Origin of the sequence: Nostoc sp. JL34, from assembly GCF_017114945.1 — a bacterium.
Taxonomy (GTDB): Bacteria; Cyanobacteriota; Cyanobacteriia; order Cyanobacteriales; family Nostocaceae; genus Nostoc.
The window spans coordinates 1-12,612 of the sequence record NZ_JABXKQ010000062.1; the positions used below are offsets into that span (position 1 = coordinate 1).

Consider the following 12,612-nt stretch of genomic DNA (forward strand, 5'->3'; position numbering starts at 1 on the left):
GCAAGATGCTATTGAGCAGGCGTTGATTGATTAGTTGAAACTCATGTGATTATTCCCATACAAGATATGCTGTGGGCTTCGCAGCAAAAGCCCTCTGTTACGCAATTGTGGCAAGAATGCTGGGCGGTTGACCCTTACGGTTCTCGCTGGATGCCTTTGACCTCAGCTTTAGGATACAGTACTTTTATCTCTGCGAAGAAAATTCTCTCTGAAAGCGGGTTGTTCATTTTCAAGCCGGACAAGTCAATTCAAGACGGCCGGGAAACGATGAGGTGGACTGTCAAAAATCTACATGGAAGCAGGATAAAGGATTTTTGGGAAAAAGGGGATTCCGCGAAACAAGAACCAAATTCTGAAAAACGAGAATCAAATGCTGGGGACTCAGAGATAGATGCTGGCTGTGAAGAAATGGGTACTTTGTATGAAGCATCTATTTTAGGTAAAGACCAGTCAGAGCAAGGGTTCTGTGAACCCTCACGAACTACTCAGGAACAGTTCACGAACTCTTCAAAAGAGTTTGTGAACTGTGTCTCTGACACGCTTACAGGAAATTCGCGTGAGGAGGAGACGGCTCATGCGCCCTTGGGGGGCGCGTCGCCTCAGACTGTTGAAAGCGTGTCAGAGAATAAGGAAGACTCGCCTACGGCGAATGACTGCACGACGCTAGCGCTTGTGGATGCTGTACCAAGTCAACCTGCTCCGTTGTTGGCTAAAAAGCAGGACTGTGGTGTTGAGCCGAGAGACTGCCATGAAGGTGCTTGTTCCGCCGCGCCCGTCGCTCAAAATGAATATTCTTGCAAGGAAGCGATCGCTAATCAAACACTAGCGCAAGTAGAACAGGGTAATCCCACTTCGTTGTTAGCTGAAAACTCGGTTTCGGGTGGAGAAGTCAAAGCAGTTGATGAAGGTGAAAGCTCCGCCTTGCCTATGCCAAATACTGAAAAGTGGTCGCATGAGGCGATTGTTGCAAGGTCAAATATGCGACCGGAGCGGATGCAGAAACTCAAGGTTGCGGCGAATTTGGGGGAGAATCCGAGGTTTGACTTTTTGCAGGAATGCTGGAATGATGACCCTGCTTTGCAGATTGTGATTAAGAAACTATTGGCGAACTTTCCGCAGTGGGGAATTGCGTGTGTAGATGGGGTGCTGGTGAAGTGGGATGAGTAGCGATAGCTTATCCATATCATACCGCACCTGCACATACCACCCGGAAACCGATATGGAAGCCGAGGTGGCGGCTCCAGTTACCGAGGCGATAAGCACAACGGCAAATGTCCTTACTGCCGATCCACGTACCTCCACGCATCAGCCTGTCACCGTTATGATTGTCACTAACAGGCTCTATCCACGCACCACCATCTGTAGGCGCTCCTTCATAATTTTCATGCCAATGGTCTGCACACCATTCAAATACATTACCGTGCATATCGTATAACCCAAAGGCATTTGCTATACCAAAACTTCCTACAACTGTAGTTTCTTTTCGATAAATATCTTTAGATCCTTGACCACAAGAACTTGACAATTGATATTCTTCATCCTCTGTACCGTTGTAATTAGCGACATCAGTTGTGATTGTCTCGCCAAAATGAAAGGGGGTGGTGGTTCCAGCACGACACGTATATTCCCATTCTGCTTCACTAGGCAAGCGATACTGTCTTTTTGTATGGGTGGTAAGGCGATCGCAAAACTCAACTGCACAGTGCCAAGAAACTCCTTCTACAGGTCGTTTATCCCCTTTAAAATATGATGGATCAGGTTTTAGCTGAATATTTACACCCCAATTAATAACGCTACTTTAACCATCCTTCACTTGGAAACTGGTGAGGTCGTGTACACGCCAGAAGGTGAGGCGATGACGGTTGAGGAGATGATGCGGCGGTTTCCGATACAGGAGTAAGGGTTTTGCATCTGTCCCAAATTCTCAAAAATGGTCAAACAGAGAATTTTGTTTGTAGAGTTGAGCAACTGTTCGGCTATGACACCTACCAAGCTATCCAACTGGGTTTGATTTTTGGATACCGTCACCGATATCACAGGAACAAGGGCTGGACTCTTCTTCGGCACGCTCGACGCATTCACATCCGTCAACTCTGGCACAGAAGAGCGCTCGCCGCACCACCATCACACACAACCCGAAAACCAATATTGTTGTTGCGGTTGTCGCGGTTGTTGTTGTTGCGAGAAGCACAACGGCAGTTTTCAGGATTGTTGTTCCAAGAACCACCGCGCAGCAGTCGGTTTAGCCTGTCCCTTCTCTACTCCCTCGTCCAAGCGAGTGAAGTAAATATCTGTTGGCGTAATTGCCAAGTATCTCCATGTTCAAAATGAGCAAACCAACTTTGAATTGATTGGGATATTTTATCAGAATTAATTTTACCTTGAGCAGACTTTCTTTGCATAAACTTTAATCTGCGTCTGGCTCGTCTTAAATTTTCAGTGCGAACTTGAATACAGTTCGGTAAAATCCGAAAACCTACATAATTAGCACCAATTCTTGTCTCAAATAATTGGCTTTTGATAGGATGTATTCTCAACCTCAAATTATTAGCTAAATACTCCTCAATGGCTAGTCTAGCGTTAGATAAAAATTGCCAATCATCTGAGAACAGCGAAAAATCATCAACGTAGCGGAGGTACTTTTTAACGCGAAGTTCTTCTTTAACAAAATGGTCAAAGCCATTAAGATAAACGTTAGCAAAAAACTGACTTGTGAGATTACCTACTGGTAAACCTCGTCTTCTTTCGATGGGAGTTAACAAACTATCTCCTGCAAAATGCTCCACCACTAATAATTGTTCGTTACTGTTATCGATAATAGTGTCAATTAACCAGAGCGTATCAGAGCATTTGATTTTTCGCCGCAGTAAACTTTTGAGAATTTCATGGTCAATACTGGGGAAATATTTTTGAATATTGCATTGTAGAACATAGTGACTAGAACGAGCAAACTCAGTAAATCGATGTAAAGCACGATGAGTACCAAATCCCACTCGATTAGCGTAAGAATCAGCAATAAATGTTGGTTCAATTAAAGGAAGAATAATATTACATAAAGCATGATGTACTACCCTATCTCTATATGGAGCAGCCGAAATCATCCGAGTTTTTGGTTCTTTAATATAAAAAGTTCTATAATTTCCTGGTTGATAATTTTTATTACCTAATTCATCTTGCAATTTTATTAATTCTGGTTCTAGGTTATTATTAAAATTCAAGACATTATCTCTAAACCGCTTTCCTTTTTGGGCTTTTTTAGCCGCTGCTAGAATATTCTCAAATTCAATAATTTGGGAATAAATATTTCCATAACGCTTCATCAAATTTATTTAATATTCTTGTTTATTTACTTTGATGTTTAATCCAACCGCCTAATTCAATACCAATTTCATTGATTAGCTTACCAGCAAACTCATATCGATTTACTGGTATTAACTTAAAATCAAATAAAAGACGAGTTTGATATCTTAAAATATCTAATTGGCTCCTAATTGACTCTAATTGCTTTAACTTATCTTTATTATAACGTGCAATCAGTAAGCCTTCTAATAAATTGTACAAGCCATTTATCATTCTATCTCCTAAAGCGAATTTATGGAGCTTCGGTAACCGATTGAGAATCGGAACATACCATTTAATCAAATCGTAAGTTTTTTGGATAATTGGTAATTCTTCCATTCATTTAGAGAAAAAGCCTATCTGTAATTCAGATAATAAAATTTCTGTGTTCCACTAACTTTCGTTAATTAATAAATTAACCTTTGTTTTCTTAACTTTATTTTTTGAAAAAAAAATTTAGATCGCTCCGCTAAAAAGAGCAAAGAAAAAAGAGTGCAAAGCGCAAAGAGCTAAAGCGCAAAGGGCTAAAGAGTCATCGCCGCACCACCCCACCATCACACACAACCCGAAAACCAAAATTGCTGCCGCGGATGACGCGGTTGACGTTGCCGCGATAAGCACAACGGCAGACAACAGGATTGTCGTTCCAAGATCCGCCGCGCAACAGACGATAAGTATTATCACTCTCATTTATCCAAGGATTGCCATCTGTAGGTGCGCCATTATAATTGTCATGCCAAGTATCTTGACACCACTCCCAAACATTGCCGTGCATATCGTATAAGCCAAAGGCATTTGGGAGAAAGCTACCTACTGGTGTTGTTTGTTGACGATATTGACCTGTTGGTGCAGAAGCATTAGCTTGAGTGGCATTATAACTGACTAAATCTGCTGTAATTGTTTCCCCGAAATAAAATGGCGTAGTTGTTCCAGCGCGACAAGCATATTCCCATTCGGCTTCGCTGGGCAAGCGATAATTGCGTCTTGTTCTTTGACTTAACTTTTGACAAAACTTTACCGCATCATTCCAAGTCACTGTTTCTACAGGTCGGGTATCACCTTTGAAATTAGCAGGATTATTGCCCATAATTGCTTGATACTGAGCTTGGGTAATTTCGTATCTTCCCATGAAAAAAGGGTTAACTGTAACATTGTGCTGAGGACTTTCATCATCGCTTCGTCTCGCCTCTGCTGCTGGTGAACCCATCACAAAAGAACCACCAGGAATCGCCACCATTTGTAAAGTCACGCCATTACCTAAATCCTCTACAAAATACTGTGCAGTACGCACAGCTCTGGCAGTAATTCTCCCCTGTGTATTGACTCTAACTGTTTCAAAATTAAAGTTCTGTAACGGAGTCGTATTAGAATTGGGTACAAGATTCAAATTTTGACTAGACTTTTGAGTAACTTGATGCGCGACAACAGATGCCAACAAACCTGCTCCTCCCCAACCCAGCCATTGCAAAAATTGTCTGCGATTGATTAACGATAAAGTAGAGTTAGCTGATTGTGTAAAACTCGGCTGGTGGATTGTTGGTTTAATCTTGATTCCTAGTTTTCGTAATCCTTGCATCCACCAATAATTTCTTTTCTGCCTTTGTAGTGAGCGACTAAATTCATCTGATACCTGCATAGCAAGTAGAGATTGGCCTTTCATAAATCCTAAAAAGATATAATCCCGTAATGGGCTATCAATAGCCGCTTTCTTAGATAATAAATTAAGTATTGGATTAGCCAGTTTAGGTAATAAGCTGTGATACTGCTTTGCTATCTCTAATTGGAATTTGCTGGTAGAACCTTGAACAGAGGTAATTAGTAAATTTTGCAGAGCATTCCGAATTATTTGCTGTTGTTCTGGGGTGAGTGTGCTAATTAGGTAAACACGCAACCAATTTGGTATATAGCCATAACGAAACCAGGGTAAACGAGCCAAATCAGTTAAGGAACATACTTCTATCAAGGATTTTCCTGACTGTGTTTTCAGAACATTACCTAAATAAATGGTGATATTCCAATCCAAATCTGGAAAAACTGCACAAGCACTCAGCCAATAAAAGCTATTTTGCCCAAGATATTTTTCTAGAGAATCCAACATAGCATTAATTTGCTCAGTTGGTGGCGGATTACGTTCTATCCAGTGATAAGGTTGTTTCTGCAAGGAATATGGTAGAGGTATTTGCATTTCTTCTGTAAACACATCAATGGCGAATCTTTGAGATAATCTTTGACTTAATATCTCCAATCCTTTAATTGTTGCAGGTAAAATCATAAATTGTTGGGCAAGCGAAAATTCCTGCTTTCCCCAATTTTGTACCGGAGTCGATGTTAAAATTGCTCGGTTTTCCCAGTTATTCAACTGATTTACCCAAGGTTCTAATTCGCCAGTAATAGTACTAAAAAATTTGCTTGTATCAGAGATAATCACTAAAGAGTGCTGGCTATATTGTGATATAATTTCTCTGAGTTTCAAGGGAAGACTTGTATCAGAATCGGGAAAACAGATGCGGGGGTCATCATCAAAAAAATAAATAGTAATAAATACACCTTCGTTTCGTAATCTCTGAATTATTTCTTCTACAAATTTCGCTTGATGATCTCGGTAGCTGGCGCGATTTATTAGAAATAGATACTCTGGGAGAACTTGATAATTCCGATAGATAGGAGTTAACCAGCCACCATTTCTCAAAGTTGCATCAATCGTCCTTTCCACATCAATTTCACGAGCAGGAATACGAATTCGATATCGGAAATTTCTAGCAATTTTTAAGAGTACTAAACTAGAAACTAGATTTTCCTCAAATCCAGTAATCGAGATTGTTTGTAAATCCGGTTGTTGTGTTGTACTATGACGTTGCAAAAATAATTTAGCACGCCACAACCACCATAAACGCCAAATGAAAACTACAACAATGTAAAAAGTTAGCAACAACAGTAGTATTTGCCAGGTAAAGGATAAGTTTGTTGAAGGTTCTGTATTAGTTTTACTTGGCAATTGTCTGAGAGGTACTGTTGGGAGTACACCTGTTGGTGTGGGAATAGAATCTACTGATGTTGGTGGTAATGTGGATGACGGTTGTATAAATGGCTTTTTATTTGTATGGGATGCAGATAAGAGAATAGAGAGAATAGAGATAAAAATAGATATTGTCGCCAGCACTATTAGACGCTGCATTTGAGAATAAAGTGTGCGTTCTGTTGCGAGTTCCTCTGAAAGTACTTTAGCTTCTACGTCTAAGTTTTCTGTGACAAGATTAGTTTTACTAAATAATTTCACCCAATAGTCAAAACGCTGTTGAAAATCCTCCTGTTCGATTGGCGAACTACAAAAAATCGGCCCTAATAAATTTCTGAGTGTTTTAGGATTATCCAGAGTTTCCCCTTGAGCCAGTAATATTAAAATTAAATTCTGGGCTGCAATATACTGAGCTATACCAATTTTGTAGCCTGCTTCCCTGAGTTCATCAATGAAATGTATCAAGACATCAGGTTTGAGCCAATCTAGGTCTAGGTTGTTTGCTTCTGTTCCTGTATCCACTGTTCTATAAATTTTTTAGCTTTTTCTCGATCTTCCGCTGTTTTAATTAAGCTACTCATAGTAGCAAAGACTATTTCCCTTTGCATTAAAGGATTTTCTGATTCACGAGTGAATTTTTGTAAAACGATCAGCCAACCCAATAATTCAGAAGTTGCAGGTTTTTTTCTCAACCCAACTTCGGGGGAACGTAATCTGTAAAATAAACTGAGAGCAGCTTGCAAAAAAGGACTACTACCTACATTTATTCCCAAACGATTAGTGACAATTTCTGCTAATCGCTCCCCTTCTGGAAAAGGAATGTTGTAATAAATACACCGCCTCAAAAAAGCATCTGGTAAATCTTTTTCAGAATTACTAGTAATAATTACAATTGGCTGTAGATTTAGCTCTGCTGCTATTTTTTCGTTTCCTAGCTCTGGAATCCGAAAATACATCAATTCCAATTCATTGAGTAAATCATTGGGAAAGTCACGAGGTGCTTTATCAATTTCATCAATTAAAACTACAGAACGGGATTTGTGAGAATGTATAATATCTGATGGTAATAAATGTTTAACATCATCAGGATGTTGACTGCGTAAAATTGCTAGTCCTAAAGCTTGGTAAACGATGTAATCTAAGGTTGTAGCCGAGACATTACCACTCTGCACATCTTGGAAACGTCTTAAAGCATCATAACTATAGAATAAGTCACGGGCAGCAGTATTTGACTTAGTTTCAAACTTCAACGGTGGCTCAAGTCCAAGTTCCCATGCCAAACTGTAAGCTAGTTGAGTTTTACCCGTTCCTGGTTCACCCGTAATCAATAGAGGTTGTCCTAATAAAAGTGCTACATTACACGCATCTGTTAAACCTGAATCTGCAATATAATTCTCTGGCTTAAGTAATTGAGAACGTGGAGAAACTGGTAAAGTGATTGGTAACTCCGATTGTTGACGGTTTGCCATCCCTGAATAAAAAGGGTATTTCATGCTGACTTCCCTTGTTTCATTAGTAATTGCTCTAATTTTTCAGCTAACTCATACATAGGTATTGTGTCAGATGCTTTTTGCTCTTCCCAAGTTGCAAACATTTCTCCTACTTTTTGAATTAATGGTTCAATCATAGCTTCTCCTACCAATTGTTTAATATATTCACTTCGTACCCAATTTTCAACTTCTGTCTTATTGATTCCTTCCAATTCTGGGAGAACAATTACTGATATAGGCTGAAGATGACTCAGGTCTGAGTTGGATATATCTTGCAGATATTTGCGACTTCTTCGATTAGTTTGCTGATAGCGATATTGTTTCAAAAAAGCACCTACATAAGTAAATATCCGCTTGAGCCAAGAGATTTTATAATTATTTTTTCGAGTGATTTTATATTTAATGCATATACAAATAATTAACTTTTGGTTAATGATATTTTTCGATAAAGAGTGACAAAATTTCAAAAGTCTATCTAAACTATCTAATCCTTGCTTGTACAAATCTTCAGTGAGTAAGTATGTCTGAATAATTATAGGGTTAGGAGAATAAGTGCTGAGTAAATCGTTGATTTTTGCTAGCGAATGAAAACTATTGCCTGAAACCCCTTGTGCTAGATTTTTGCATAAATGATTGTCTAGATTCTGCAAATCCTTTAATTTTTCAGGCCATGCCATCTCAAATTTAGGAATCATTGGTTGCTGTGGGTCTAACTCTAATAGTTTACGAAGATATAACTGTCGTATTCGCTCTACAAAATTGTAATGGCATTGCAGCTCATCACCATGAATAATACAAACAAGATGATTAGCTGGAGTTTGTTCCAAAAATGTCTGTAATACTTCAGATAGCTGCGATTCTTGCTCTCTGCGGTTGGCTAAATATGGTAACAAAGGTGGGAGTGGTTGTGAACTGGCAAATGAATTTTGTGGACTACTAGAGTATTGGAGCGTGCGATCGCCTCCGGCGGGGCGTAGCCCATCGCTGTCTAAATTTAGCCGAGAATCTACAAGAGTTTGCAACTTTTGTTCTGTTGCTGCCAAAGTGCCACTAAGCTCTTCGAGTATGGATTCTTCTTGCTGAAGCTCTTTTTCGTACTTAAATTTTTCGGAGGGGTCTGTTTCAAGTACCCATGCGTTTCGTATGCGTCCAACTTTCTGCAATTGAGTTTCGCGGCTTTTTTCTAGGGATTCTATTTCGTGCTGCAATCGCGTTCTTTGGTTTGGCGGTGGAGATGGATTATCTGATGTCACCGACTCCTCTCCAGATAAATATTGTAGACATCTTTGCCAATTTGTCCTGTATTTTTACTCTGCCAGCATTAATCAACCCACCGCTACACTGGGCATTGAGTAAGTCATTATTATTGACTTGCTTTGGCTTTTGTAAAATCGACATGGCCCGGTTTGAGCAGTTTTAAGCGTTATTCTTATGGATATTACCATCTATTGCATGTGTATTAACTATCTCCGCTTTAATTATGCTGGAAGCAATTTGAGAAGCTCTGCTTCATCTGTAGCCACACATTCAACTTCCCAATGCCTATTTTCATTCATCTAAACGCTGTGCGATCGCCTTTGATAATTCGTCAAAATCTGACTCACTATGAATGTCTGGAGTTAGCGTATTCATATCTTTGAGCAGGTTGGTCAGTTCGGCAATGGTGTTGCGAATTTCGGTGTATAAATCAATTTCTTCTCTAAATCCTTGTAAATTAGCAGCAGAAACACCTTTTATCGCTTCGTCTAATTCTTTAATTTGCTCTTCCCAATGTTTAATATATTTAATTCTTTCAATCGGTTTATAAATTTGGACATCTGGTAACATAATTGGGAAAATTCGGTCATAAAAATCACCATTCTTAGCAATTTGCACCAATTCAAACATACAGTTTGGCGATTTTAAATACCTATCACTAATCACAGCAATGACACATTTACCGCGTCCAATCTTTTCCATGAAAGCTTTGATTAGTCCTTTGTAACCCAAGTCTCGCTTATCTCTAATAATGGCGATACCTTTGGATTCTAAAACTTCGTCTAAGTGATTTACATAGGTTTCGCTGTCTCCACCCCAAGCATAGGAAATGAAGATTTCTTTCTCATATTTGAGTTTTCCCCTTTCTTGTTCTAGCTCCTTCTGTAACTGTTCTTGTTTATCTACCTGTTTGCTATGAGGAAAATCACTAGTTTGCAACTGTTGTTCAATTGCATCCAACTTGTCAACAAGTTCCTTCAGTGCGCGTTCCTCTGACTGAAGCTGTTGTTCGTATTGAAACTTGCGCGATACATCGGTTTCAATAACCAACGCTGTTCGTAGATTTGAAACTTTCTGGCTTTGAAGGGTGTAAGCTTTTTCAAGTGAATCTTTTTCGGACTGCGATCGCTGTCGTTGGTTCTGTGATTGGACTGAATTACCTGATGCTGCCGTCTGCTGTCCAAGGTGAATGTTGTAGATATCGCCACCAATTTGCCCAGCGTTTACTGTGCCAGCGTTAATCAACCCACCGCCAAACTGGGCATTGCGTAAGTCGTTGTTGTCGGCTTGCTTTGGGTCTTGTGAGTCGGGCATGGGTTAAGCTTGAGCAGGTTTAAGCGACATTGTTGTAAATAATATCACCATTGTTTTTTAGGACAATAGATGCAAATTTTTTCTTAATCTCGCTTGAAATCCATTTGTGCGAAGTGGTCTTGCAGCAGTTTGTGGATGAAGCGGTAGCGGCCGCCGACACGCTGGAGTAACATACGCTCGGTGCAGTAGTCGAGGAATCGGGCGTAGTTCCAGGGGATGTAGCCGTTGAAGTAGAGGATGAGGCGTAAAATGAAGTGTTGAATGGTGGCATCTCCACCAGCAACTAAACCAAAAATCAATCCAAAAGTTATACCGCTAATTCCCCCTTCTGTAGGAATATGAATTATTGCTACAAATAGTCCTATAGGTGTTCCTATAATTAAAGCTGAAAGAAAAGCATTATGTACCGACTGCCAAATATCTTGATTTGGAATTATATTTTTTTCTATGCTTTTATCAGGCTGCCCAAGAAGTAAACCTGTAAGTAGAGGAAACATTATACCTATTATAATTATATAAATTTGCCCTTGATGTCTTTGTAATAATATCCATGATAATGAGCTTGGAAATATTACAACACCTATTCCTACAGCCAAACCTATAAGTAATTTTCTTTTATTCAGCTCTGATAAAGATATTGTTTTTATAATGACTACTTTTTGTGAAGGCAACCAATAAGTGATACCTAAAATAATTCCTACTATTATTCCAATAATACTCCTTTGATACAGCAGTTTAAATATTATTCCTATAGATATACCAATAATCAAGCTTAACAAAACTTTATATAATATTTTTGAGGCTTGATTTTTTAACCAAGATGGCTGTATTTCTTCTATTAAAAACTCAGTTTTATATTCTCGCTGCATTTGTCCTGCTAACCAAACAAGCCACATTCGCGTTTTTCTGGTATTAGGAGTTTTATTGTTCAAATATGCCCTACTGTTCAAATCTCGTGCCAACATCCGTCCTATGTAGGCATCTAACAAATACTGAATCTCGTCTGCTGTAGAGTTTAAATGCTGCCATTCCTCAAAAGATAGTTTTTGTGACGCTAAAACAGTAATGCTGAGTAATAAAGGAATTTTAACTAATTCTAGTAAGTCTAAGTCACTACTGATGGTTGACCACAATTCTATAGAATTTATAGAGGTTAGATAATCACAAATTTGGTTGTTAGTTAAAGGCTCTAAATAGATAGCACTGTTAAGTTGTAATTGAGTAATGTAGTTTCTATATTCTTCACTTCGACTACAAACAACTAGATAAAACGGTCTAGTTTCACCTGCTAGAAACTGATTAATTGCTTGAACACAAAGTTCTTGACGTTGTGGTTCAAGTTCATTCAGACCATCAAGCAATGGTAGTAATTGGTAATTGTCAGCCCACTCTTGACCAAGCTTTTTTGAAACCCCATATTTAGATTTAAGTTCAGCCACCAACCAATCAGTTATGGGCTGTCGGTTGTCTTTCCAAGAAGATAAGTTAAATAAAACGGGAATGGGATAATCAAACTGTTCTTCGGCACGGTTAACTAAAACTTGAGCTAGTTCCAATTGTGTAGTTGTTTTTCCTGATCCTGGCGCACCCAAAATTAGTAATTTGCCTGCAATATCAGGGGAATCAAAAACTTCTACAATTGTTGTAGTCTCTGGCAGAGGAACAGCCGGCTTTAAACCAATTTTTATTTCTGCATCCCAAGGACGTTTAACCTGTTGAGGTTGCGACTCTTTACCCAAATTAATCAGCACGGCATTGTGTAGAGATTGCCTTAACCGTGAGGTCACTTCTTGCTTAACTGCGGCCAGTAGTATACGCTCGTTCTTTGGTCGAGCCGGATTGCCAACTGGTGTTGTCTGCTGCCCAAAGAAAATATTCCAGATGTCCCCGCCAATTCGTCCAGCATTAACATTCTCAGCATTAATAAACCCGCCACCAAATTGGGCATTGCGTAAGTCGTTGTTATTGACTTGCTTGGGGTCTTCGGAGTCCGGCATGGGTCAACTGGGGAAGTCTTCAGTGTCGTTGTTTTGAATGTTACCACCTATCTGCTGTGCGTCAACATTAATCGCATCCACAATACCGCCTGCAAACTGTGGATTGTCCATATAATAATTAGAAACTTTCCTTGGATTTTCTGCTAGTGCTTTTTGAACTGACCCTTGTTGTTCTACTATGTCGAACAGACGATTAATT

The 12,612-nt window shown here is 39.3% G+C and carries 11 protein-coding genes and 2 pseudogenes; 1 reads left to right on the forward strand and 12 read right to left on the reverse strand.

The features are described from left to right. The first annotated feature begins 66 nt into the window (after window positions 1-66). Window positions 67-1,167: a hypothetical protein gene (locus HWQ44_RS12820; protein ID WP_292719013.1), complete on the forward strand. Its 1,101-nt coding sequence runs from the start codon at window positions 67-69 to the stop codon at window positions 1,165-1,167. A gap of 16 nt (window positions 1,168-1,183) precedes the next feature. On the opposite strand, the gene HWQ44_RS12825 is transcribed toward HWQ44_RS12820, so the two are convergent. From HWQ44_RS12825 to HWQ44_RS12880, 12 genes and pseudogenes are all read right to left on the reverse strand, one after another. After that, window positions 1,184-1,789: a formylglycine-generating enzyme family protein gene (locus HWQ44_RS12825; protein WP_366931375.1), complete on the reverse strand. Its 606-nt coding sequence runs from the start codon at window positions 1,787-1,789 to the stop codon at window positions 1,184-1,186. A gap of 20 nt (window positions 1,790-1,809) precedes the next feature. After that, on the reverse strand, window positions 1,810-2,082 hold the full coding sequence (locus HWQ44_RS12830) for a hypothetical protein (protein WP_292719015.1): 273 nt from the start codon (window positions 2,080-2,082) through the stop codon (window positions 1,810-1,812). Window positions 2,083-2,087: 5 nt separating this feature from the next. Beyond that, a complete protein-coding gene (locus HWQ44_RS12835; RefSeq protein ID WP_366931376.1) occupies window positions 2,088-2,237 on the reverse strand; it encodes an SUMF1/EgtB/PvdO family nonheme iron enzyme in 150 nt (49 codons plus the stop codon). Window positions 2,238-2,258: 21 nt separating this feature from the next. Further along, window positions 2,259-3,320 (reverse strand): RNA-directed DNA polymerase, encoded by a 1,062-nt coding sequence (locus tag HWQ44_RS12840; protein WP_292719017.1) that lies wholly within the window; start codon window positions 3,318-3,320, stop codon window positions 2,259-2,261. Window positions 3,321-3,342: 22 nt separating this feature from the next. After that, on the reverse strand, window positions 3,343-3,678 hold the full coding sequence (gene avd, locus HWQ44_RS12845) for a diversity-generating retroelement protein Avd (protein ID WP_292719019.1): 336 nt from the start codon (window positions 3,676-3,678) through the stop codon (window positions 3,343-3,345). Window positions 3,679-3,871: 193 nt separating this feature from the next. Further along, window positions 3,872-4,714 (reverse strand): annotated as a pseudogene (locus tag HWQ44_RS12850) (formylglycine-generating enzyme family protein); the annotation flags it as partial. A gap of 2,132 nt (window positions 4,715-6,846) precedes the next feature. Continuing rightward, window positions 6,847-7,848, reverse strand: coding sequence for a MoxR family ATPase (locus HWQ44_RS12855; protein ID WP_292719021.1), 1,002 nt, complete (start codon window positions 7,846-7,848; stop codon window positions 6,847-6,849). Further along, the gene (locus HWQ44_RS12860) at window positions 7,845-9,098 is read right to left on the reverse strand and encodes a hypothetical protein (protein ID WP_292719023.1); all 1,254 of its coding nucleotides are present in this window, start codon (window positions 9,096-9,098) and stop codon (window positions 7,845-7,847) included. Before HWQ44_RS12860 ends, HWQ44_RS12855 begins: the two co-directional genes overlap by 4 nt. After that, window positions 9,085-9,243 (reverse strand): hypothetical protein, encoded by a 159-nt coding sequence (locus tag HWQ44_RS12865; RefSeq protein WP_292719025.1) that lies wholly within the window; start codon window positions 9,241-9,243, stop codon window positions 9,085-9,087. Before HWQ44_RS12865 ends, HWQ44_RS12860 begins: the two co-directional genes overlap by 14 nt. Before the next feature lie 150 nt (window positions 9,244-9,393). Further along, window positions 9,394-10,416, reverse strand: coding sequence for a TIR domain-containing protein (locus HWQ44_RS12870; protein WP_292719027.1), 1,023 nt, complete (start codon window positions 10,414-10,416; stop codon window positions 9,394-9,396). A gap of 83 nt (window positions 10,417-10,499) precedes the next feature. Continuing rightward, a complete protein-coding gene (locus HWQ44_RS12875; RefSeq protein ID WP_292719029.1) occupies window positions 10,500-12,413 on the reverse strand; it encodes an NACHT domain-containing protein in 1,914 nt (637 codons plus the stop codon). 3 nt (window positions 12,414-12,416) lie between these two features. Beyond that, window positions 12,417-12,612, reverse strand: a pseudogene (locus HWQ44_RS12880) (pentapeptide repeat-containing protein); the annotation flags it as partial.